Consider the following 21,292-nt stretch of genomic DNA (forward strand, 5'->3'; position numbering starts at 1 on the left):
TGTCCATTCCCGTCACGAGGAAAACAAATGAAAAACAATCACACTGTCCGCGCCGGACAGTTGCCCGTGCGTCTGACTGGCCTGGTACTGCTCGCCGCTACCGTGCTCGCCGGTTGCGGTGGCAGCAGCCGCGATCCCATTCTCGGCGTTCCTGACGTGGCGGTAGCCGTGCAGACCGATGCGACGCGTCCGCGCATCACGCGCACCGTTCCTGCAACCGTCATTCCAGGGCCGGCCATCGGCGTGGCAAATAACACCGCGCTCAGCGCGACCTTCAGCAAGGCCATGAAGGCCAGTTCTCTCAATACCGGCAGTTTCACGCTGTCGTGCGCGGCACCGTGCGTCGCACCGCAAGGTACGGTCAGCTATGCCGCCGACAGTCGTACCGCAGTATTCTCGCCGGTGACACCACTGATCAACGGCACCACGTACACCGCCGTTGTCACCACCGCCGCCACCGACCTGAGTGGCAACGCGCTGGCCGGCAATCAGGGGGCGTTGCCGGCAGCGAGCAATTACGCCTGGAGTTTCACCGCCGCCGCCGCAGCACCCGCCGGCAATCCGGTGGTCAACTCAACCAGTCCGCTGGCCAATGCCAGCGCCGTGTGTCCGGCGACGGCGATCACTGCCCGTTTCACGGTACCTTCGGGACTGGAAATGGATCCGTCCAGCATCAATACCAGCACCTTCACGCTGACCGGCCCGTCTGCGGTGAGCGCCTCGTCGGTCACGCTCGATGAGGCCACCGGCACCATCGCGACGTTCACGCCAGCCAGTGCACTGACTGCCGGCACCACTTACACGGCGACACTCAAGGCTGGCAGCAACGGCGTACGTGACCTGGCATCACCAGGCAACACGATGACCAGCGATGTCACCTGGCGCTTCACGGCCGGCACAGCCAGCGCGACCTGTCAGGCTTCTTCACTGGCACCGAGCCAGTTCCCGCTGGGTGCCGCAGTGACCTTCGGTACCTTCGGCGGCTCTGCCGGCATGACCAACATGGGTATCCTGAGCGTGATCAATGGCGACATCGGCACCACTGCCATCTCGACCGCCGTCACCGGCCTGCATGATGCCGGCCCCGGTTGCACCTATACCGAAACCGGCAGCAACGCCGGCTACGTCAACGGTCTGATCTATACCGCCGCCCCGCCACCGACAGCGGCCTGTCCTTCCGAAGGCAATGCCACCACATTCGCCATTGCCACCAAGGTCCGTGCCGACGCGCTGACCTTGTACAACGCCCTGGCCGCCTTGCCTGCCGGGAGCGATCCGGGTGCCGGCAGTCTGTCCGGGCTGGTCCTGGCACCGGGCGTCTACACCGCCGCATCAGGTTCGTTCAAGCTGCAGGGCAGCGACCTGACCCTCGATGCGCAGGGCAATCCGAATGCGGTGTTCGTGTTCCAGATGGCCAGTTCGCTGACCGTCGGCGGTCCGGGTGCCGCTTTCCCGCGCAACATCATTCTGGTTGGCGGTGCGCAGGCAAAGAACGTGTTCTGGCAGGTCGGCAGTGCTGCCACCATCAATGCTGCCGGAGGCGGCACGATGGTCGGCACGATCGTCTCGCAAGCCGGCGCGGCCTTCTCGACTGCGGGCAATGTCGACATCCTGACGCTCAACGGCCGCGCCTTGTCGCTGGGTGCATCGGTGACGCTGGTCAATACCGTGATCAACGTACCGGCTCCGTGACAAGGCACTGTCCGTAACACCATGACGTCCGTGCGACCGCTGGCCGCACGGACTTTCTACACTCCTGCAGGAGAAACACATGCACTCATTCAAAGTCGCGGGTCATGCCGGACTGGTCGCACTGGCAGTCCTTGCCAGCCCATTGGCGTTGGCAAGCGAAAGCGGTTGGTACGGCGGACTCAATGCCGGACGCGCACGTACCAGCATCGATGACCAGCGCATCACCAGCGGGCTGCTCGGTAGCGGATTTGCCACCAGCGCCATCGTCAATGACAACAGCGCCACTGGCTTCAAGGTCTTTGGCGGCTACCAGTTCAACCGCCACTTCGCGCTCGAAGGCGGTTACTTCGACCTCGGCCGCTTCGGCTACCGGGCCACGACGGTGCCAACCGGTTCCCTCGATGGCACGATCCGCCTGAAGGGATTGAACCTCGACACCGTCGGCATCCTGCCGCTCACCGAGAAACTGTCGGCATTTGGCCGGATCGGCATCAACTACGCCGACGCCCGCGACCGCTTCAGCGGCAGCGGCGCTGTCAATGTACTCAATACCGCACCGCAGAAACGCGACACCAACATCAAGTTCGGCCTCGGCCTGCAATATGCCGTCACCGATGCGCTGGACCTGCGCGTCGAAGCCGAGCGCTACCGGATCAACGATGCCATCGGTAACCGTGGCGATGTCGATCTGGTGTCGGTCGGACTGGTCTACCGTTTCGGCGACAAGTCCAGCGCGCCGGCACCGCGCGTCACCGAGCCGGTCGCGCCCCTGCCACCGCCAGTGGCAGTCATGGTGCCACCACCATCGGCACCCGCACCCATACCACGCAAGGTCAGCTTCTCGGCCGATTCGCTGTTTGCGTTTGACCGTGCCGACATCACGCCGTCGGGCAAGCTGGCACTGGGCAAGTTCGCCAGCGACCTGGCCGGTACCGACTATGACCAGATCAGCGTCACCGGCCACACCGACCGCATCGGCAGCCATGCCTACAACCTGACACTGTCAGGTCGCCGTGCCGACGCCGTCAGGGACGAACTGGTGAACGCCGCCGGTATCCCGGCTGCGCGTATCCGCAGCCAAGGCATCAACGGTGCCGAACCGGTCACCAAAGCGGGTGACTGCGTCGGCACGCGCATCACGCCGGCGTTAACCGCCTGCCTGCAACCGGACCGTCGCGTCGAGGTGGAAGTCAGCGGCACACGCTGATGTAGTGCCATTCTGGAGCTGTGATCACCGGTTTTACACCGGTGTTTTTTTTGATATGCCCGAAAAATATTGTAATAAAGTAAATAATTAATTTCAAAAAGTAATCTTCAAGATGAATGTTTGATACCGGTGATATCGTCCAATTTCGCTGCAACGACGTCGCTATCCTGCGCATCAATCGTCATCGACGAGGACCATCACACCATGGATTCACAGCACAATCCCAGGCAGAACCATTTACTGGCAGCCTTGCCGCAGGCCGAATTCGCCCGCCTGTTACCGCATCTCGAACTGGTTCCTCTGCTGCTCGGCGAGGTCCTGTCGGAGTCGGGCTGCAAGCTGCATCATGTCTATTTTCCGACCAGCGCCATCCTGTCGCTGCACTACCAGCTACAAAACGGCAACTCGTCCGAAATCGCCGGTGTCGGCAACGAAGGCGTACTCGGCGTGTCGCTGTTCATGGGCGGTCTGACCACGCCGAGTCGGACGATGGTGCAAACCGGCGGATACGGCTACCGTATCGCAGCCCGCACCTTGCTCGATGAATTCAAGCGTTCGCAATCGGTAATGCATCTGATGCTGCGCTATACGCAGGCGCTGCTGACACAGATGGCGCAAACCGCCGTCTGCAACCGCCATCACACCGTCGAACAACAGTTATGCCGCTGGCTGCTGCTCACGATGGACCGCCTCGACACCCATGAACTGAAAATGACCCAGGAACTCATCGCGACGATGCTGGGCGTGCGCCGCGAGGGCGTCACCGAAGCAGCCGGCAAGTTGCAGGAACTCGGCTTGATCCGCAATCGTCGTGGTCACATCACCGTCCTCGACCGGGACGGGCTGGAATCGCAGTCCTGCGAATGTTATGCAGTAGTGAAGCAGGAATTCTCGCGTTTGCTACCAGCCCGTCCCTCTCGATCAGCCTCACCGCTTTCCCTGCTGCGCTACCAGCGACTACCGAACCGCACCCGCTCGATGAGCGCCATGTGAGGCACGGTCAGCGCGGCGAGACCGATAAAAATCAGCCGCACCAGCCGCTCCTCCAGCGCCACATCGCGCCAGATCCAGAGCGCTCCAGCCAGCAGTAGCGCCACCGCTACCATCGGCAGTACCGCATAGCGCAAGCCACTGCGCGCTGCTCCCGGACCGGCATATGCCAGCGACCGCAAAAAATGCCGGGCACCATGCATGCCGCAAAAAAACACCGTGAACGCCACCAGCGGCGATGCAGCGATCGCCAGCACGGCAACGGCCAGCATTTCCAGCGCCGCCTGCCAGCGCTGACGTGCCGTCCACAGCACGACAAAAAAAGTCGCCACCAACCACGGCCACGAAGCCAGATGCAACCAACCGGCCAGCGTCGCTGCATCCGCCGGATCGGCCAGCATTCCGAACAGCCGTGCCACCTCATCGACATGCAGACAAGCCGGCAGCACGATCATCAGCCCGCCGTACAGCACCCGAAAAAATACGCCGCTGCCAGCTTCCGGATCACCTGAAAAATGCGCCAGCGAGATCAGCAGAAAGCCGCCCAGAAAATAGCCCGGTGCACGCTGCCAGAGCAGCAGCACCAGCAATGCCGGTAGCAAGTAGGCCAGCGTGAACAGGCTCCAGTCGCGCAGTCCCGCCAGCGCATGCAGGCGCTGCGCAAACAGCGGGTCGAACGCCCCGTGCGGAACGCCCAGCACGACAATCAGACCGACCAGCAACAGCAACATCGCCGACCCGACGGTGGCACCGACCGGCAGGCTGGCAAGCGCCACCAGCAACGCAATAGCGCTGAAGAACAAGCCCTGCCAGCGCAGCGCCGTCATGCGAGTGCGGCGCGGCGCTGACGCACTACGCGTTGCAGCGTGGCCGGAATTTGCCGCAAGAAAGGGCGTGCCGGCAGCGCCGCGATCAGCGCAAGATAATCGGTCAGCGAACCTTCGTCACTGAGAAAGCGCAGCACGCGCGCGCCATCAGGCTGGCCGAACAGCGCCACGAACAGCGCCGGTGCGCGGGCCGGTTGCGTGTGCAGCACCGACAAAAATAACTGGTCCATGGCCTGCAGCAAAAACGGATCGGCGACGTGTCCCTGCAGCGGCAGACCGGCAGCAATACGGGCAGCACACTGGCCGGCCCAGCGCTGAATGCGCTGAAACGCATAGCCGGAACTGGGCCGGGCACCACCGTGACCGAGACCGGCCCGCACATAGGTCGGATCAACCGGCGCCCCCGTGGGCACACTCCCCATCGGCAGCACCCCGTGTTCGGAACGGTGCTGTTGATAAGGCAGACCACGCACCCGCGCGGCAACAGCCAGCGCGAGCGGAGCGGCAAGATCGGCCACTGTCAGCGGCCTCGCATCGAAGACCGTGACTTCGATCAGTGCGCGCTGCGCCGATAACGGCAACACGTAAGTGAACGTGATGCGCTCAGGATCTGCCAGCGAAAAGTCCATCAGGTCCACGCAAGCCGGATCGAATACCGCGCCGTCGCAATCAATTTCAACACCGGAAAACGATTGCCAGAGCGTCGCGCCACCCAGCTCAGGCAATGCACCCGGACGGGTGTCGACCACCGTGGCGGCCGTGTAATTGGCAGCGCTGGTGCTGACCTGCCAGCGGCCATCCTGCCTGACCGGTGCGGCGGTCACGCGCTCGCCGGCAGCGATCGTGATGCGCGCATTACCGGCAATGGCGCGCAGCGCCGCCGCATAAAAATCTGCCGCTGCAATCATCCGGTACGGCGTGGCAGCGCAGTCGACAAAGGCAATCCGTCGCCCCGCCCGCACCATCATCGTTGACCACTGATGGCAACTCAGGTCAGCCAGTGGCGCATCGGCATTACCCCAGAAGCACCAGGTACGGTCATTGGTGTAGGCCGTGCGCGGCTCGATGATGACCGTGCGCGGACAGTCGCGACCCAGCGCCGCCAGTTGCATCGCCAGACTCAGGCCCGCGCAACCGCCGCCGAGGATCAACAGTGCGGCGTCAGTCGACATAAGGCAATCCGTGCAGCAACCGGTGCAGCGACTGGTCATGCCGTACTGAGGGATGCAAGTAATCGGGATGACTGGCCAGTTTTAGAAGAGCCAGTATCGTCAGGCCCGCCTTGGTGCGCGTCGGAACCATCGCCCTGCCCTGCCAGCAGGCATGATCAATCTGGCGCAACTGCGTGCCAATCGCACGGTAGACCCGCCCTGCCACCAGCATGCCGGCCCGCGCCCGCAGCGGCAAGTACGCCAGTCCCCGTTCGCCGCTGCGGTAATACTGATCGGCAAGCGCCAGCAAGGCAGCGACCGATCTGCGCACGACCGGTTGCAGTGCCAGAGCAGGATCGACCAGCAACGCGGGTGCCAGCTCCCCGACCAGCGTCGCCGGCAGATAACGCCGGCCGATGCGGGCGTCCTCGCACACATCGCGGCAGATATTGGTCAGCTGCATGCCGATGCCAAGATCAATCGCGTGGTGCAGTGCTTGCGGATCATCGACATCGAGCACCTTGCACATCATCAGACCGACAGTGCCGGCGACGCGGTAACAGTAGCGCAGCAGTTCGGCTTCGTCGGCGAAGCACACCGGGTCCAGATCGCCATCCATGCCATGCAACAGTTCCAGCACGATCTCCGGCGCGATGCGGCATTCGGTCATCAGGGCAAGCATGTCGGCGACGACCGGTTCGTCGTCAAGGGGTTCGCCACGGGCAATCGCGACACTGATCATTGCCAGCGCGGCCCGGGCCACCACCGGCGAACCCGACTCATCGGCGATGTCGTCGATGCGCCGGCAAAAACCGTACAGGCGGGTCGCGCGCGCCGCATGCCCGGCACCGAGCAAGCGACGGGCCCAATGAAAACTGCGGCCTTTTTGCACCAGCACTGCATCCGCCTCGTCGAGTGCAACGCGGGCAGCGACGTTGGCGGTGGCGGTACTCATTGCAGCGCCGGAATCAACGCATCGACCACTTTGGCCGAACACAGCACGCCGGGCAAACCCGCTCCGGGATGGGTTCCGGCACCCGTCAGATAGAGCCGGGCGATCCCCTCGGCACGATTATGAAAACGGAACCACGCCGATTGCCGGAACAGTGGCGCAATCGAAAAGCCCGCGCCGTGCGTGCTCAGATAGTCATGCCGGAAATCAGCCGGTGTCATGTAAAAATCGGCAGTCATGCAGTTCGATAAACCGGGCAGCAAGGTCGCTTCGAGGTTGGCGATAATGCGTTCGCGCAGCCGCGGTCCTTCGATGTCCCAGTTGACGTTGCCTTGCAGGTTGGGGACCGGACACAGCACGTAAAAACTGTCGCATCCGGGCGGCGCAAAGCTCGGATCGGTGGCGGTCGGCCGGTGCAGGTACAACGAGAAATCGTCGGTCAGGATCTTGCGATCAAAAATATCCTTGAGCAGCGCTTCGTAGCGCTCGCCCATCGTGATCGTGTGATGCGCGACATCCGGATAGGTGCGCGTGGTGCCGAAATACAGCACGAACAAGCCCATCGAATAATGCGCCGCCTTCAGCTTCAGGCGGGTGGCCTTGGCCTGTTCAGCCGGCTTGACCATTACGCCATACAGATGCGCGGCGTCGGCATTCGACACCACCAGATCGGCGGCCAGTTCGGTGCCATCGTCAAGCCGCACGCCGGTCGCCACCTGCTGTTCGATACGGATGGACGCAACCGTCGTCTGCAACCGGATCTTGATGCCATGACGCGTCATCAGCGCGCCCAGCGCCTGCGTGATCGCACCGGTGCCACCCATTGCAAAGTGCACGCCATGCGCGCGCTCAAGAAAATGGATCAGGCCGTAAATGCTGGTGGTGTCGAACGGATTGCCACCGACCAGCAACGGCTGGATCGAGAAGGCCTGGCGCAGTTTCGGATGCGACAGGTAGGTCGAGACCAGGCCCCATACTGTCTGGTAGCTGCGCAAGCCGATGAGTCGCGGAATTTGCCGCACCATCGTCAGGAAGCGGTCGAACGGCAGCGCCGACAGTTCCGTGAAGGCGACATCGTAAATCCGTTTCGAGTGCGCCAGCAGGGCCAGATAACCGGCCTCGTCGCGCGGTGCGATGCGGCGGATTTCAGCCAGCGTCTGCTCCAGCGTACCGCCGTAATCGAACGTGTCGCCATCGGCAAACCGGAAGCGATACCACGGCGTCAGCGGCACCAGCGTCAGATGGTCAGCCAGCTGCTCGCCAAACAGCGCGAATAATTCCTCGAACAGGAACGGCGCGGTGATGACGGTCGGACCGGCATCATGGGTGTAGCCATTGCGCCGGAATACTTGCGCCCGGCCGCCCAGTGCCGCGCAGCGATCCAGCAAGGTCACTTCATACCCTTTGGCACGCAGGCGCAACGCCGAAGCGATGCCGCCGTAGCCGGCACCGATGACGATGGCGTGCTGCGCCGCGCGGGCGGTGTGATTGGTCGCTGTCATAGCTGCGCCGACAGTCTCTGCGCGAGACTGGCGAGCAGCACACCGGCACCGTGTGGCAACCACGACGCAGACTGGGTCGCCTGCTCGAAGCGCGCCAGCGCCAATTGCCGCGCGACCATGTGCGCGTACCCGCCATGACCGGCGGCCAGTATCAGGCAGGCATTGAGTCCGTCCGGCTGGCCATCGGACCCACGGTCCTTGTCGATGTCATCGATGTCGTCGACGATTTGATAGCCCACGGCAAAGGCATCGGCGGCCTGACGCGCCACCGCCAGATAATTCTCCTGACCGGTAGCAATCAGTACCAGCTCAAGCGGCAGGGCCAGCAAGGCACCGGACTTGGCAGCGGCAATTTTTTCATACAAGGCAATGTCGCAGGCCTGGCCGGACAGATCGGCACACTGGCCGTGCACCGCACTGGCCGTAGCGGCATGCACTTGTGCGAGCAACTGTGGCAGCTTCTTGCTATCGCTGAAGCGGCACAAATTGCCATAGGCCGCCGACAGCAGCAGGTCACCGGCGCAGATCGCGACGTTCTCGCCGAAGGCAGACCAGAGCGTTGCACAACCGCGTCGTTGCAGATCGCGGTCCTGCAGATCGTCATGGATCAGCGAGGCGTTATGCAGCAGTTCGACGGTCACGGCAATCGTCACCGCATCGTCGTCGGACAGATTCAATGCACGACCTGCGTGCAGGGCCAGCCGCGCGCGCACGCGCTGGCCGCCGGAATCGAGGTGGTGCGACAGCGCACCTACCAGCGTCGACGGCAAGCTGACCCTGACCAGTTCGGCCATACGGGTTTCCACCAGTGCAGACAAGCTCTCGCACTGCTGGATCAAAGAGGAAAAAGAGGGCAAGGATAAAGCAGTCATTGCAGTACTCCGGTGAAGACAGGAACGACCATCGCAGCGACGCTGCGATGGTCTGGCATCACACTAATCAGGCGTGCTGGCCTTCTGCTTCGGATTTGCGTACTGCGATCATGTAGATCAGGACGCCGAACATGGCCTTGGCGACGATGTCGGAGACGGTGTAACCCACTTGTACGGCGGTGGCAGCGCTGCTACCTGTGAAACCGATCATTGGGAATACGAACACGACCGGATAGAAACACCATGAAATGACCGTGACCCAACGTGCGGTGCTGATCAAACCGCGGGCAGCGGCTGGTTGTGAATCGATCGATTTTTTCAAGCCGACAAACAGGTCAAAGACAATGATCAGGAACGGGATCATGGCCAAGGCCCACCACATCCAGCGGGTGCCGCCGTCTGCCGAGATTTCGCCTGGATAACCCAGCACCACCATCAGCGCAGCCAGCAAGCCGAGCTTGGTGCTTTTGGCGATGGTTTCCGCGCGTGGCAAACGCATCACGAGGATTAACTCGATCAGCAGCAGTGGCACGGTGAGCAACCAGTCAACGTAGCGATACGCATCATTGAACTTGATACCGGAGGCTTTGATCTGGTCGCCGGTGATGACGAACGCGGCTTCCCACGAGTTGAAAATACGCAGGTAGTGGTAAGCCGCGATCAAGGTGACCAGGCCGGTGATGGTAAGAGCGGTGCGATAAGCCGAAGCAACTTGCGAGCGACCCAGAAAGAAAAATATTGTTGCCGCTCCCATGACAGCGATTGCAAATGAAAAGGCGTTGTAGACCAATTCGTACTGACCAATTGTGACTGCATCCATGAACGATTCTCCGAAGATCATGTTATTACCGACAGTTCCGCGCCGCGCCGGAGGCGACACGCGGAGTTTTCAGACACCGCTACCCGGGGCCGGGTTTCTCATCGGAACGTGCAAGTCGCTCTACCTCACTCACTGCAATGTACTGCATGATTCTTGCAGTGAAATTGTCGTCGAGGCAGAGATGGCCTTGCAGCGCATCGTTGACAAACTGGGATGCTGCCAGCGCGGTCATCATGGCCGGATCGGCCTTGATGACCGCGAGGGCGGCATCGAACTCTGATTGACTCATCTCGTCGTAGAGAAGCATTGATGCAATTACCTGGCTGTCGATACGTGATGTGAAAGTCAAAGAAATCTCTGGGTAATGGTCCTGTCCAGCAAAGGACGAATTGCATCGGCAATAGTTGCACGTGCACGAAAAATATTTGAGCGAACGGTGTTGAGCGGCATGTCCATCGACTCGGCGATCTGCGCATAGCTCAGGCCCTCTTCCTCGCGCAGCAGCAAGGCATCCTTCATGGAGGCCGACAAACCATCGATCGAACGCCGGATACCGGCCGCCAGTTGCTGCTCCGCCAGCAACTCCTCGGGGCCGTCGACGGTACCTTGCAGGCGTTCGGTCGCCGCCAGGCCGAGTGTTTCTTCCATGCAGTCGAGCGAGAGGCGGTTATCGGCTTTGCCATGGCCGTCGCGATGATACGAGGTGGCAAGATTGCGTGCAATGGTATAGAGCCAGGTGGCAAATCCGCTTTCAAAACGAAACTCCGGCAGGCTGCGATAAGCGCGCAAAAAAGTTTCTTGAGTAATCTCTTCGGCCACCGCGTTGTTATGTACAGAGGCATTGATTAACGCGGCCACGCGACGCTGGTATTTGATGACAAGCACTTCAAAGGAGCGCAACTCACCGTCACAAAAACTACGTATGAGCATATCGTCTGCCTTGCTGGTATCGGATTGTTCCGGCCGTGGCCGCGACACCGACGGCGGAACCACTATGCTGTTAGTTGACATGGGACCACCGCTTCTCTGTAGTGCTACTTTTTTAGTTATCGGCTGAGTGCAACGAGTGTACCAACTTAGTGGCACCTTCGCAGGCAACCAATCGTTTTGTTTCCGCAGGCCGAAACCATGAGGGCGGTCGCAGAGTTTGCGGTAGCATATCAGCCTCTTGAAGCTCGTCGCAACGCCCGCCCTGCCCCACAACCCACCGATCGCCCGCCATGCAAACAGAAAGCTTTATCCCCGGCAAAGACGCCTCCCTCGAATCGACGATCCGCACGATGCAGGCCAAGCTGGCCGAGCGCGGATTCCATCTGGACGAATCCTCGCTGCTCAATCCGGTCGAGGCGATCTGGTCGGTCCACATGAAAGATCACGACTGCCCGATGCTGTTTTCAAACGGCAAGGGCGCGACGGAACTGGCGGCACGCGCGAGTGCATTGGGCGAATTTTTCGAGCGCCTCGGCACCCATTATTTCTGGACCCACTTTTATCTCGGCGCGACCCGTGCCAATCGTCCATTCGTCCACTATCCGCAAGAACGCTGGTTTGCTCCCGCCGCCGATGGCCGCTGGCCGGTCGAGATGCTCAACGCCGAACTGCAGGATTTCTACAATCCCGATGGCGAAATCGACAGCCAGGTGCTGGTCGACCTGAACTCGGGCAACATCGCGCGCGGCATTTGCACGCTGCCGTACACGCGCTTGCGTGATGGCGCGCAGACCTGGATTCCGGTCAACCTGATCGGCAATCTGTATGTCAGCAACGGCATGGCCGCGGGCAACACGATGAAGGAAGCGCGCAGCCAGGCCTTGTCCGAAATCTTCGAGCGCCATATCAAGTACCGCATCATCAGCGAAGACATCTGCCTGCCGGAAGTACCGGAAGAAGTGATCGCCCGTTATCCCGGCATCGCCGCCGGCATCAAGGGTTTGCGCGACGCCGGCTTCGGCATCCTCGTGCGCGATGCCTCGCTGGGCGGGCGTTATCCGGTCATGTGCGTCACCTTGCTGCATCCGGGCGACCAGGGCTTGTTCGCCAGTTTCGGTGCCCATCCGCGCTTTGAAATCGCGCTCGAACGGGCCCTGACCGAACTGCTGCAAGGACGCGCGCTGGCCTCGCTCGAAGGCTTTCCGGAACCCGGCTTCGACATGGATGAAATCACCGCCGTGGCCAATCTCGAAATCCATTTTGTCGATTCGAGCGGCGTGGTCAGCTGGAACTTCCTTGGTCAGACGCCGGACTTTCCCTTTGCCGACTGGAACTTCAGCACCACCACCGAAGAAGACTACAACTGGCTGTGCGACGCCGTGCATGCCGAAGACAAGGACATCTACGTCTCGGATTTCAGCGAGCAAGGTGCCTACAGTTGCCGCATCCTGGTACCGGGCATGTCCGAAATCTATCCGGTCGACGATCTCGAATGGGAAAACAATAGCGTCGGCAACGACATCCGTCCGGCACTGGTGCGACTTGATGCACTCGACGAGGACGAATGCAGCGAACTGCTCGACTATCTGCAAACCTCCAACCTCAACGATGAACGGCCGCTGTGGGAAATCCTCGGCCTCGCCATTCCGGTCGGCACGACCTGGAAAGAACTGCGCATCGGCGAACTGAAAACCTTGCTGGCACTGGCCATCGGCGACGACGAAGCAATCCGCGAAGGCTGCGACTGGATTGACCAGTACAAGCAGATGAACCCGGCCCGTCGGCTGGTTTATCGCTGCATCGACAGCCTGATGCAACTCGGCGAAACCGCGAATTTCCAGAAGGCATTGGTGCTGCTGTACGGTGCCGACACGGTGCGCCAGGCCGTCGCCCTGCTCGACCGCAGCGAGCGCTTCTTCGGACTGCCCACGCTGGGCGCGGACATGGAGGGCAGCGCGATGCATCAGACTCTGCTGGCGGCGTATGACAAGTTGTTTGTCAACGCGGTGTAGCGCAATGTCGACTTGCCGAGCCGACTGAAGGCAGCCTATGATGTGTACTCTTGCGTACGCAAAGAGTCCATCATGGAAACCAAAGTCGGAGTCAAAGAATTCCGGGCCAGGCTCCCGGCCTATCTGGATTCGTCATCGCCGGTCACTATTACCCGGCATGGTGAAACGATCGGTTATTTTGTCCCGGCGCGCAGCGGAAGAAAACAGGCCGAATTAGCGATGCTCAAGGATGCAACTGCCACGCTGGCCGCCATGATGACGGCACTTGAGATCACGGAAAACGAGATCGCTACCGAATTCGCGGCCAGTCGGGCCGCCGACAAACGATGAGCCGGCATGCACTGGTGCTTGATGCAAACATACTTGTTAGTGCAGTCGCGTAGAGTGCAATAACCGAAGGGCATTGCATCCTACGACACGACGAAATCACTTCAAATAATAAATCCTGCAAACGAAATATAAATACATATAATGTGTTTTTAAATTTCGTCGTCCTTCGATGTCACCCTCCCGGCCTTCCCCCATCCCGCTGGAACAATTGCAAGCCGCCGCCACCCAAGCGGCGGTATTGCTTAAAGCACTCTCTAATCCGACCCGCTTGCTATTGCTGTGCCAGATCGGCCAAGGCGAATACTGCGTTGGCGATCTCGAAACCCTGACCGGGATCCGCCAGCCGACGCTGTCGCAGCAGCTGACCATCCTGCGTGCCGAAGCACTGGTGAGCACACGGCGTGAAGGCAAACAAATTTTTTACCGTATCGCCAGCTCCCAGGCGCTGGCCGTCATGCACGTTCTTTACGAACAATTTTGTCCACCTGAAAAAGGAGTCTCCCGATGACCATCGACTGGTTGCATTTCACCCCCTGGTCCTCGCTGGCCGGCGGTGTGCTGATTGGCATCGCCGCCGCGTTGCTGCTGTTTTTGAATGGTCGCATTGCCGGTATCAGCGGCATCCTCGGTGGCCTGATGCGACCGGTGCGCGGCGATGCCGGATGGCGCGTGGCATTCGTGCTGGGGCTGGTCGTCGCACCGCTGGCGTGGGGACTGTTCGCGGCCTTGCCGGTAGTGCGCATCGAAGCCGGGACCGCCACGCTGATCGTCGCGGGCCTGCTGGTCGGACTCGGTACCCGCTACGGCTCGGGATGCACCAGCGGTCATGGTGTTTGCGGACTGTCGCGGCTGTCGCCGCGTTCGATGGTGGCAACGGCGGCCTTCATGCTGGCCGGTTTCGCCTGTGTCTATGTGGTTCGCCACGTGCTGGCCTGAGGAGCGGACGATGATGAAACTGCTATCGGCATTGCTGTGTGGTCTGGTGTTTGGCCTCGGCCTGATCTTGTCAGGCATGACCGACCCGACGAAAGTGATCGGCTTTCTCGACCTCGCCGGCAACTGGGACCCGTCGCTCGGACTGGTCATGGGCGGCGCGGTCGCGGTCGGATTGATCACCTTCCGCTTCAGCGCACGTCGCACCAAAGCGTTCCTCGGCGACGCGATGCACATCCCGACCGCACGCCAACTTGATCGCCGGCTGGTATTGGGTGGCATCACGTTTGGCGTCGGTTGGGGATTGGCCGGATATTGCCCCGGCCCGGCGCTGGCATCGCTGGCCAGTGGCGGCTTTCAGGCAGTGTTGTTTGTGGCGGCCATGCTGGCCGGGATGGCCTTGTTTGCGATGATCGACAAGCGTTGATTTCAAACATGGCCGAAGTAAGTGCAATTGACCCGGAAAGTGGCTTATTGTCACCCTGGCCTGTCATACTTCCCCTCTACCGGCAATTTTGTGAAACAGACAAACTCATGACCCAACCACTGACCTTCCCCACCACGCCTGCGCAAACCATCCACGCCCTCAAGGCCAGTTGCGCGGGTTGCAGCCTGCACCAGTTGTGCCTGCCAATGGGTCTTGACGAAGGCGATATCAACCGGCTCGACGAAATCATCGGACGCCGCCGTCGCCTCCAGCGCGATGAAATCCTGTACCGGATGGACGACCCGTTTCGCAATCTGTACGCGATCCGATTCGGTCACTTCAAAACCTTCCAGATCAATCCCAGCGGGGACACCCATATCACCGGATTCCAGATGGCTGGTGAATTATTAGGCATGGATGCAATCAGTACCGAGCGCCATCATTGTGATGCGGTCGCGCTCGAAGACAGCGAGGTCTGCGAAATTCCGTTCAGCCGGCTCGAAGAACTGTTCGGTGAAATCCCGCGCCTGCTGCATCACTTCCACCGCATCATGAGCCAGGAAATCATGCGCGAACAAAACGTCATGCTGTTACTCGGGAACATGCGCGCCGAGCAGCGCTTCGCTGCATTCCTGGTCAACCTGTCGTCACGCTATGCGGCGCGCGGTTACTCGCCGACCAGCTTCCAGTTGCGCATGTCGCGCGAAGATATCGGCAACTATCTCGGCCTGACCATCGAGAGCATCAGCCGTTTGCTGTCACGCTTCAAGAAACAGGGCTGGATGGAAGTCGACAAACGCGAAGTCCGCCTGACCAATGTCACCATGCTGCGGGCGCTGGCGGCCGGAACGGAAAATTGCACGCCGATGTAACCTGCAAGTCCAAGGCCATCGTCACATCGGCGTAGTCCGATCAGTCGGACCGCGTGCCAGGTAAACCGTCAGCATGCTCGACAGCGCACAGAACAACCAGCTTGCAAGAAAGCCGATCGTATAGCAGGCGATGTCGGGCAAGCCGGTGTCACCACCGGTACGCAGCCACAACTCGGCCGGATCGAACAGCGAAAAAAACAGTCCGGTCGCGGCAATCGCGACCAGGAACGAAGGCCAGAGAATCATCATCAACCGTCGCAGCATGGTGTCGCCTTTCTATTCAGGCGCGGGCACATCGGCGGCCAGCGTCAGCGTTGTTTGTTCGGGCCAGCGCCACTCGCCATTGAGACGCCAGTCACGCTGTTCGTCCTCGATCAGGATTTGCCAGACGGCGCGGTCCAGCAGCGGCAACGCCACCCGGAAATGACCGGTGGCGTCGAGCGGCGTGACTAGCTGGACATCCTTTTCGGGCAAGGTCGGATGCGCCAGGTGAATGCGGATTTTTCCGCGCACCGGTGCGTCACCGGCGACCACGGTGCCGCTGAGCGTATCGCTGACCGCATCCATCCGTCCGCTAAACGACAGCCCCAGCGAGGTCGCTACGCGATCGCGTCGCAAGTCCTGATTGATGGCCTTGCCCTGCCGGTAATAGTCATCGACAACCAGCGCATCCTGATGCGTGACAGCCAGCCAGATCGTCACCGAACCAGCCACAATCACCAGAAACGGACCGAGCATGAGCAGCCACGGCCAGCGATGCTTGTACCAGGGAGCGGGCTTGTGAATGAGTGTTGAGGCATGCATGGTGTTCTCCATTTAATGATGGTCGTCGTGCTTGCTGTGGCTATCGTGGCTGTCATGGTCGGGACGACCGGCACCGCGCGGCACGAAAAAGACCGCTTTTTCGGTGACCTGCTGACTGTCATGGTCGGTCGCGACAAGAGTGAATCGAATCTTGTTCGAGCCCGCTTCGCCCTCGCCTGCGGCGACCCGGACCCGCACCGGCACCGCACGCGAACCGGTACCTTCGAGGTCGAGTTGATCCGGCGAGGCCAGCGCTATGCTGTCAATGCCGGCCACCGAAATCTTGAAGTGATGGCTGGCTTCGTCGGTATTCATGATCTGCAACCGGTAGACGTTTTCGATCATGCCGTCCTCGACTTCGCGCCCCATGCTGCCACGGTCGCGGATCACGTCCATTTTCAGCGGCGTGCGCGTGAACAGCGACACAAAGAACGCCGTAATGATCAGCGCCAGAATCGCGCTGTAAATCAGCACGCGCGGTCGCAACACCCGTGCCTGCATCTGCTTGAATGACCACTTTTTCGTGATCGCGTGGTCGGTCGAATAGCGGATCAGGCCAGCCGGCAAATCGATTTTCGCCATCACCGAATTGCAGGCATCAATACAGGCCGCGCAACCGATACATTCGTATTGCAAACCATCGCGGATATCGATGCCGGTCGGGCAGACTTGCACGCACATCGAACAGTCAATGCAGTCGCCCTGCGCTTTTACGAGGGCGGCTGGTGCAGCGGTTTTCTTGCTGCGCGGACCACGCGGTTCGCCACGCTCGGCGTCATACGTCACGATCAGCGTGTCCTTGTCGAACATCGCACTCTGGAAGCGGGCATACGGACACATGTACTTGCAGACCTGCTCGCGCATCCAGCCGGCATTGCCGTAGGTGGCCAGCGCATAAAACAGGATCCAGAACCATTCCCATGGCCCGAGGCCTAGGCTGGCAACAGCGACAATCAGCGAACGGATCGGCGTGAAGTACCCGACAAAAGTCAGCCCGGTCCAGAGGGCGACCGCGCCCCAGGCGAAGTGCTTGGCCGATTTGCGCCACAGTTTGTCGATACCCCACGGTTGCTTGTCGAGTCGCATGCGGGCGCTGCGTGTCCCTTCGATCTGGCGCTCGATCCACATGAAGATTTCGGTGTAGACCGTTTGCGGACAGGCAAAGCCGCACCAGACCCGACCCGCCACGGCGGTCACCAGAAACAGGCCGTAGGCACAGATGATCAGCAGCACCGCCAGATAAATAAAGTCCTGCGGCCACAGCACGATGCCGAAGATATAGAACTTGCGCGCGCCCAGATCGAACAGCAGGGCCTGCCGGTCGTTCCATTGCAACCACGGCAAACCGTAAAACACCCCTTGCGTGAGCCACACGCAGAGCCAGCGCAGGCTCGCATAACGACCTTTTATTTCACGCGGATAAATTTCTTCGCGTGCTGCATACATCTTGATGACCGAGACTTCGGGGGTGCTCATAAGTGACTGCTTTGTCCTGAAAAAAAAGGTGACTTGTCCGGCTTGGCCGGCTTGCCCGGCAGCTGCTCGCTACTTCTGCGCCGCCGGATCATTCGACAAACTCCAGACATACGCGGCCAGCACATGCACCTTGGCCTCGCCGAGGAAATCCTGGAATGCCGGCATCACGTTGTTGCGGCCCTTGCGGATCGTTTCCATGATGGTGTCGGCGCTGCCGCCGTAGAGCCAGATCTTGTCGGTCAGGTTCGGCGAGCCGAGCGCCTGATTGCCTTTCGCATCGGCACCATGACAGGCCGCACAGACCGCGAACTTCGACTTCCCCAGCTCGCGCTTGATCGGGTCCGATGTAGCACCCGACAGACTGAGCACGTACTGCGCCACGTTCTCGACATCCTTGTCCGAGCCGAGTGCCGCACCCATCGGCGGCATGATGCCGTTGCGACCATGCAGCAGCGTGGTCTTGATGGTTTCGGGGTCACCGCCATACAGCCAGTCCTTGTCGGTCAGGTTCGGAAAACCCTTGCTGCCATGCGCATCCGAGCCATGACATTGCGAGCAATACGTCAGAAACAAGCGCTCGCCAATGGCATGGGCTTGCGGATCGGCCGCGACCACTTTCAGGTCCTGCTTCAGGTAACCGTCAAACAGCGGACCATATTCGGCATCGGCTTTTTTCAGCTCTTCGGTGTACTGGCCGGCCGAGGTCCAGCCGAGTTTGCCGGGATAGGAACCCAACCCCGGATACAGGTACAGGTAGACCAGCCCGAAGACGATCGTGATATAAAACAGCCACATCCACCAGCGTGGCATCGGCGTGTTCAGCTCGGTCAGGTTTTCATCCCAGATATGGCCAGTAGTGTCGACCTGACCATCGGAACCGGGCTTGATAACCACCTGTTGGCGCGACTGCGTCCACAGCAACAAGCCGCAGCCGAACACGCCCAGCAGGGTCAGCACGGTAATGAAGATGTTCCAGAAACCGCTGGTAAAGTCAGCCATGCTTGTTCTCCGTCGAAGAGGGTGGACCGCCGTCGGCATCATCGGCAAACGGCAGGTGTGCCGCCTCGTCGAAATCAGCGCTGCGATTGAGCACAAAGGTCCACCAGAGAATGCCAATGAAGGTGGTCAGGCTGACCACGGTCATGACACTGCTGAGGTCGTTAAAAATAAAGGCGATGGCCATCTCAGTTCCTTGTCTTGATCAATGTGCCCAGCCCTTGCAGGTAGGCGATCAATGCGTCTTGCTCGGTCTTGCCTTCGAGCGTGCCAGGACCGTCCTTGACTTCCTGTTCGCTGTACGGCGTGCCGAGGCGCTGCAACGCATGCATTTTTGCGGTCACGTCACCCGGCACCAGCTTGGTCTTCGCCAGCCACGGATAACCGGGCATGTTCGATTCCGGCACCAGATCGCGCGGGTTATTGAGGTGAATGGCGTGCCAGTCATCGCTGTAGCGAGCGCCGACACGGGCCAGATCCGGACCGGTCCGTTTCGATCCCCACTGAAACGGACGGTCATAGACAAACTCGCCGACGACCGAATAATGGCCGTAGCGTTCGGTCTCGGCCCGCAGCGGCCGGATCATTTGCGAATGGCAGTTGTAGCAGCCTTCGCGCACATAAATATCGCGACCGGACAGCCGCAAGGCCGAGTACGGTTTCAGGCCGGTGATCGGCTCGGTGGTCGAGCTTTGAAAAAACAGCGGCACAATTTCGACCAGGCCACCGACGCTGATGACAACCAGCACCAGCGCGATCAGCAACCACGGATTCTTTTCAATCCACGCATGGGAAAATTTCATTGATGACTCCTGATCAGGCTTGGCTAGGTAAAAGAGAAGGAATGCGTGCCTCGACCGCCGTGCCGTCGCGCATCGTCATGAAGGTATTGACCGCCATCATCACCATCCCGGAGAAGTACAGCAGGCCACCGCTGACGCGAATCACGTAGTACGGATACGTGGCCTTGACGCCTTCGACAAAGCTGTAGGTCAGCGTGCCGTCGGCATTGACTGCGCGCCACATCAGACCCTGCATCACACCGGCAATCCACATCGACGAGATGTACAGAACGACGCCGATCGTGGCGACCCAGAAGTGCGTATCGACCAGGCGCGGACTCCACATCGCGTTCTTGCCGGACAGGCGCGGGATCAGGTAATAGATCGAACCCATCGTGATGAAACCGACCCAGCCCAGCGCGCCGGAATGGACATGGGCAATCGTCCAGTCGGTGTAATGCGACAGCGAATTGATGGTCTTGATCGACATCATCGGACCTTCAAAAGTCGACATGCCGTAGAACGACAGCGACACGATCATGAATTTCAGGATCGGATCGGAACGCAGTTTGTGCCAGGCACCGGAGAGCGTCATGATGCCGTTGATCATCCCGCCCCACGACGGTGCCAGCAGGATCAGCGAGAACACGACAGCCAGCGATTGGGTCCAGTCAGGCAAGGCGGTGTAATGCAGATGATGCGGACCGGCCCACATGTACGTGAAGATCAACGCCCAGAAATGGACGATCGACAGCCGGTACGAATACACCGGCCGTTCGGCTTGCTTGGGGATGAAGTAATAGACCATGCCGAGGTAGCCGGCGGTCAGGATGAAACCCACCGCGTTATGGCCGTACCACCACTGGATCATCGCATCCTGCACGCCCGAATAGGCCGAATACGATTTGGTGAACGAGGCCGGCATGCTCGCGCCATTGACGATATGCAGGATCGCGACAGCCAGGATGAAGGCACCGAAGAACCAGTTGGCGACATAGATATGCTTGACCTTGCGCTTGACCAGCGTGCCGAAAAACACCACGGCATACGCAACCCAGACCACCGTAATCAGCAGCGCGATGGGCCATTCGAGTTCGGCGTATTCCTTGCCGCGCGTGAAACCGAGCGGCAGCGAAATCGTCGCGCAAATGAGCACCAGCTGCCAGCCCCAGAACGTGAACGCCGCGAGTCCATCCGAAAACAGCCGGACCTGGCAGGTGCGCTGCACCACGTAATACGAGGTCGCAAACAACCCGCAAATACCGAACGCAAAAATCACCGCATTGGTATGCAACGGGCGCAGCCTGCCATAGGTCAGCCAGGGAATATCGAAGTTCAGCGCGGGCCACGCCAGCTGCGCCGCGATGATGACACCGACCAGCATGCCGATGACTCCCCACACCACCGTGGCGATCGTGAACTGCTTGACGACCTTGTAGTTATAGTTCAGTTCAGTTCCCACAAATGCTCTCCCGAAATAGCAACGTTGACGGAATGGAGAGTAAGAGTCGGGCGCTTAAAAATCCTTGATGTGAATCAAATTGGCAATGGTGCTGGGAGGGACATTCAGAAATCGGTGGGAAAGCTACAGGATGGGAGGGCGGAGGGGCAGCTCGGTGCCCGGACGAATTTGAACTTACTGTAGTGGTCAAGTTATTTCGGACACCCCAATGGAAGTATTTCTGCCATTTTCCGTTCAAAGACGGAGGGCGACAGG

24 protein-coding genes are annotated in these 21,292 nt (G+C 60.3%); 9 read left to right on the top strand and 15 right to left on the bottom strand.

Translation table 11 applies throughout. From position 1 onward, the window contains the following. Positions 1-27: 27 nt before the first annotated feature. The 3 genes from QN370_RS06130 to QN370_RS06140 all read left to right on the top strand — a co-directional run bounded on the left by QN370_RS06130 (position 28) and on the right by QN370_RS06140 (position 3,892). Positions 28-1,692 (top strand): ice-binding family protein, encoded by a 1,665-nt coding sequence (locus tag QN370_RS06130; protein WP_322128110.1) that lies wholly within the window; start codon positions 28-30, stop codon positions 1,690-1,692. A gap of 79 nt (positions 1,693-1,771) precedes the next feature. Continuing rightward, entirely contained in the window at positions 1,772-2,899 is a 1,128-nt protein-coding gene (locus QN370_RS06135) for an outer membrane beta-barrel protein (protein WP_322128111.1), read from the top strand. Positions 2,900-3,103: 204 nt separating this feature from the next. Further along, positions 3,104-3,892: a Crp/Fnr family transcriptional regulator gene (locus QN370_RS06140; RefSeq protein WP_322128112.1), complete on the top strand. Its 789-nt coding sequence runs from the start codon at positions 3,104-3,106 to the stop codon at positions 3,890-3,892. On the opposite strand, the gene QN370_RS06145 is transcribed toward QN370_RS06140, so the two are convergent. The 8 genes from QN370_RS06145 to QN370_RS06180 all read right to left on the bottom strand — a co-directional run bounded on the left by QN370_RS06145 (position 3,847) and on the right by QN370_RS06180 (position 11,024). Then, entirely contained in the window at positions 3,847-4,716 is an 870-nt protein-coding gene (locus QN370_RS06145) for a Brp/Blh family beta-carotene 15,15'-dioxygenase (RefSeq protein ID WP_322128113.1), read from the bottom strand. The genes QN370_RS06140 and QN370_RS06145 overlap by 46 nt on opposite strands. Further along, a complete protein-coding gene (locus tag QN370_RS06150; protein WP_322128114.1) occupies positions 4,713-5,888 on the bottom strand; it encodes a lycopene cyclase family protein in 1,176 nt (391 codons plus the stop codon). Before QN370_RS06150 ends, QN370_RS06145 begins: the two co-directional genes overlap by 4 nt. Then, positions 5,878-6,822, bottom strand: a complete 945-nt coding sequence (locus QN370_RS06155; RefSeq protein WP_322128115.1) for a phytoene/squalene synthase family protein — start codon at positions 6,820-6,822, stop codon at positions 5,878-5,880. The genes QN370_RS06150 and QN370_RS06155 overlap by 11 nt, the downstream gene beginning before the upstream one ends. Further along, positions 6,819-8,321, bottom strand: coding sequence for a phytoene desaturase family protein (gene crtI, locus QN370_RS06160; protein ID WP_322128116.1), 1,503 nt, complete (start codon positions 8,319-8,321; stop codon positions 6,819-6,821). The genes QN370_RS06155 and crtI overlap by 4 nt, the downstream gene beginning before the upstream one ends. Continuing rightward, the gene (locus QN370_RS06165) at positions 8,318-9,193 is read right to left on the bottom strand and encodes a polyprenyl synthetase family protein (RefSeq protein ID WP_322128117.1); all 876 of its coding nucleotides are present in this window, start codon (positions 9,191-9,193) and stop codon (positions 8,318-8,320) included. The genes crtI and QN370_RS06165 overlap by 4 nt, the downstream gene beginning before the upstream one ends. A 67-nt stretch (positions 9,194-9,260) precedes the next feature. Beyond that, positions 9,261-10,013, bottom strand: a complete 753-nt coding sequence (locus QN370_RS06170; RefSeq protein ID WP_322128118.1) for a bacteriorhodopsin-like — start codon at positions 10,011-10,013, stop codon at positions 9,261-9,263. A 79-nt stretch (positions 10,014-10,092) separates the two neighbouring features. Beyond that, positions 10,093-10,320, bottom strand: a complete 228-nt coding sequence (locus QN370_RS06175) for a hypothetical protein (protein WP_322128119.1) — start codon at positions 10,318-10,320, stop codon at positions 10,093-10,095. A gap of 38 nt (positions 10,321-10,358) precedes the next feature. Further along, complete coding sequence (locus QN370_RS06180; RefSeq protein ID WP_322128120.1) at positions 10,359-11,024, bottom strand: sigma-70 family RNA polymerase sigma factor; 666 nt, start codon at positions 11,022-11,024, stop codon at positions 10,359-10,361. 209 nt (positions 11,025-11,233) lie between these two features. Between QN370_RS06180 and ycaO the strand changes: the two genes are divergently transcribed. The 6 genes from ycaO (at position 11,234) to fnr (ending at position 15,517) form a co-directional block, all read left to right on the top strand. Beyond that, complete coding sequence (gene ycaO / locus QN370_RS06185; protein WP_322128121.1) at positions 11,234-12,955, top strand: 30S ribosomal protein S12 methylthiotransferase accessory factor YcaO; 1,722 nt, start codon at positions 11,234-11,236, stop codon at positions 12,953-12,955. A 72-nt stretch (positions 12,956-13,027) separates the two neighbouring features. Beyond that, complete coding sequence (locus QN370_RS06190) at positions 13,028-13,285, top strand: type II toxin-antitoxin system Phd/YefM family antitoxin (RefSeq protein ID WP_322128122.1); 258 nt, start codon at positions 13,028-13,030, stop codon at positions 13,283-13,285. Between the two features lie 169 nt (positions 13,286-13,454). Next, on the top strand, positions 13,455-13,793 hold the full coding sequence (locus tag QN370_RS06195) for a metalloregulator ArsR/SmtB family transcription factor (protein WP_323581690.1): 339 nt from the start codon (positions 13,455-13,457) through the stop codon (positions 13,791-13,793). Continuing rightward, positions 13,790-14,221 (top strand): YeeE/YedE family protein, encoded by a 432-nt coding sequence (locus QN370_RS06200; RefSeq protein ID WP_322128124.1) that lies wholly within the window; start codon positions 13,790-13,792, stop codon positions 14,219-14,221. The genes QN370_RS06195 and QN370_RS06200 overlap by 4 nt, the downstream gene beginning before the upstream one ends. A 13-nt stretch (positions 14,222-14,234) precedes the next feature. Further along, positions 14,235-14,645 carry a YeeE/YedE family protein gene (locus QN370_RS06205; protein ID WP_322129168.1) on the top strand — a complete coding sequence of 137 codons (411 nt, stop codon included), beginning with the start codon at positions 14,235-14,237 and terminating at the stop codon, positions 14,643-14,645. A 107-nt stretch (positions 14,646-14,752) separates the two neighbouring features. Beyond that, positions 14,753-15,517, top strand: a complete 765-nt coding sequence (gene fnr / locus QN370_RS06210; protein ID WP_322128125.1) for a fumarate/nitrate reduction transcriptional regulator Fnr — start codon at positions 14,753-14,755, stop codon at positions 15,515-15,517. Between the two features lie 21 nt (positions 15,518-15,538). Here fnr and QN370_RS06215 read toward each other — a convergent pair whose 3' ends face one another. The 7 genes from QN370_RS06215 to ccoN all read right to left on the bottom strand — a co-directional run bounded on the left by QN370_RS06215 (position 15,539) and on the right by ccoN (position 21,037). Then, on the bottom strand, positions 15,539-15,781 hold the full coding sequence (locus QN370_RS06215) for a hypothetical protein (protein WP_322128126.1): 243 nt from the start codon (positions 15,779-15,781) through the stop codon (positions 15,539-15,541). Between the two features lie 12 nt (positions 15,782-15,793). Continuing rightward, positions 15,794-16,321 (bottom strand): FixH family protein, encoded by a 528-nt coding sequence (locus tag QN370_RS06220; protein ID WP_322128127.1) that lies wholly within the window; start codon positions 16,319-16,321, stop codon positions 15,794-15,796. 12 nt (positions 16,322-16,333) lie between these two features. Further along, entirely contained in the window at positions 16,334-17,797 is a 1,464-nt protein-coding gene (gene ccoG, locus QN370_RS06225; protein WP_322128128.1) for a cytochrome c oxidase accessory protein CcoG, read from the bottom strand. 69 nt (positions 17,798-17,866) lie between these two features. Next, entirely contained in the window at positions 17,867-18,796 is a 930-nt protein-coding gene (gene ccoP / locus QN370_RS06230) for a cytochrome-c oxidase, cbb3-type subunit III (RefSeq protein WP_322128129.1), read from the bottom strand. Next, positions 18,789-18,980 (bottom strand): cbb3-type cytochrome oxidase subunit 3, encoded by a 192-nt coding sequence (locus QN370_RS06235; RefSeq protein ID WP_322128130.1) that lies wholly within the window; start codon positions 18,978-18,980, stop codon positions 18,789-18,791. The genes ccoP and QN370_RS06235 overlap by 8 nt, the downstream gene beginning before the upstream one ends. A 1-nt stretch (position 18,981) precedes the next feature. Continuing rightward, complete coding sequence (gene ccoO, locus QN370_RS06240) at positions 18,982-19,596, bottom strand: cytochrome-c oxidase, cbb3-type subunit II (protein WP_322128131.1); 615 nt, start codon at positions 19,594-19,596, stop codon at positions 18,982-18,984. Positions 19,597-19,609: 13 nt separating this feature from the next. Next, a complete protein-coding gene (ccoN, locus tag QN370_RS06245; RefSeq protein ID WP_322128132.1) occupies positions 19,610-21,037 on the bottom strand; it encodes a cytochrome-c oxidase, cbb3-type subunit I in 1,428 nt (475 codons plus the stop codon). Positions 21,038-21,292: the final 255 nt, after the last annotated feature.

Source organism: Actimicrobium sp. CCI2.3 (assembly GCF_035019065.1).
Taxonomy (GTDB): domain Bacteria; phylum Pseudomonadota; class Gammaproteobacteria; order Burkholderiales; family Burkholderiaceae_D; genus Actimicrobium.

What these genes read in the sequence shown, in the direction of transcription:
- QN370_RS06130 (WP_322128110.1), top strand. Translation starts at nt 28, where the DNA reads ATGAAAAACAATCACACTGTCCGCGCCGGACAGTTGCCCGTGCGTCTG.
- QN370_RS06135 (WP_322128111.1), top strand. Translation starts at nt 1,772, where the DNA reads ATGCACTCATTCAAAGTCGCGGGTCATGCCGGACTGGTCGCACTGGCA.
- QN370_RS06140 (WP_322128112.1), top strand. Translation starts at nt 3,104, where the DNA reads ATGGATTCACAGCACAATCCCAGGCAGAACCATTTACTGGCAGCCTTG.
- QN370_RS06145 (WP_322128113.1), bottom strand. Translation starts at nt 4,716, where the DNA reads ATGACGGCGCTGCGCTGGCAGGGCTTGTTCTTCAGCGCTATTGCGTTG.
- QN370_RS06150 (WP_322128114.1), bottom strand. Translation starts at nt 5,888, where the DNA reads ATGTCGACTGACGCCGCACTGTTGATCCTCGGCGGCGGTTGCGCGGGC.
- QN370_RS06155 (WP_322128115.1), bottom strand. Translation starts at nt 6,822, where the DNA reads ATGAGTACCGCCACCGCCAACGTCGCTGCCCGCGTTGCACTCGACGAG.
- crtI (WP_322128116.1), bottom strand. Translation starts at nt 8,321, where the DNA reads ATGACAGCGACCAATCACACCGCCCGCGCGGCGCAGCACGCCATCGTC.
- QN370_RS06165 (WP_322128117.1), bottom strand. Translation starts at nt 9,193, where the DNA reads ATGACTGCTTTATCCTTGCCCTCTTTTTCCTCTTTGATCCAGCAGTGC.
- QN370_RS06170 (WP_322128118.1), bottom strand. Translation starts at nt 10,013, where the DNA reads ATGGATGCAGTCACAATTGGTCAGTACGAATTGGTCTACAACGCCTTT.
- QN370_RS06175 (WP_322128119.1), bottom strand. Translation starts at nt 10,320, where the DNA reads ATGCTTCTCTACGACGAGATGAGTCAATCAGAGTTCGATGCCGCCCTC.
- QN370_RS06180 (WP_322128120.1), bottom strand. Translation starts at nt 11,024, where the DNA reads ATGTCAACTAACAGCATAGTGGTTCCGCCGTCGGTGTCGCGGCCACGG.
- ycaO (WP_322128121.1), top strand. Translation starts at nt 11,234, where the DNA reads ATGCAAACAGAAAGCTTTATCCCCGGCAAAGACGCCTCCCTCGAATCG.
- QN370_RS06190 (WP_322128122.1), top strand. Translation starts at nt 13,028, where the DNA reads ATGGAAACCAAAGTCGGAGTCAAAGAATTCCGGGCCAGGCTCCCGGCC.
- QN370_RS06195 (WP_323581690.1), top strand. Translation starts at nt 13,455, where the DNA reads ATGTCACCCTCCCGGCCTTCCCCCATCCCGCTGGAACAATTGCAAGCC.
- QN370_RS06200 (WP_322128124.1), top strand. Translation starts at nt 13,790, where the DNA reads ATGACCATCGACTGGTTGCATTTCACCCCCTGGTCCTCGCTGGCCGGC.
- QN370_RS06205 (WP_322129168.1), top strand. Translation starts at nt 14,235, where the DNA reads ATGAAACTGCTATCGGCATTGCTGTGTGGTCTGGTGTTTGGCCTCGGC.
- fnr (WP_322128125.1), top strand. Translation starts at nt 14,753, where the DNA reads ATGACCCAACCACTGACCTTCCCCACCACGCCTGCGCAAACCATCCAC.
- QN370_RS06215 (WP_322128126.1), bottom strand. Translation starts at nt 15,781, where the DNA reads ATGCTGCGACGGTTGATGATGATTCTCTGGCCTTCGTTCCTGGTCGCG.
- QN370_RS06220 (WP_322128127.1), bottom strand. Translation starts at nt 16,321, where the DNA reads ATGCATGCCTCAACACTCATTCACAAGCCCGCTCCCTGGTACAAGCAT.
- ccoG (WP_322128128.1), bottom strand. Translation starts at nt 17,797, where the DNA reads ATGAGCACCCCCGAAGTCTCGGTCATCAAGATGTATGCAGCACGCGAA.
- ccoP (WP_322128129.1), bottom strand. Translation starts at nt 18,796, where the DNA reads ATGGCTGACTTTACCAGCGGTTTCTGGAACATCTTCATTACCGTGCTG.
- QN370_RS06235 (WP_322128130.1), bottom strand. Translation starts at nt 18,980, where the DNA reads ATGGCCATCGCCTTTATTTTTAACGACCTCAGCAGTGTCATGACCGTG.
- ccoO (WP_322128131.1), bottom strand. Translation starts at nt 19,596, where the DNA reads ATGAAATTTTCCCATGCGTGGATTGAAAAGAATCCGTGGTTGCTGATC.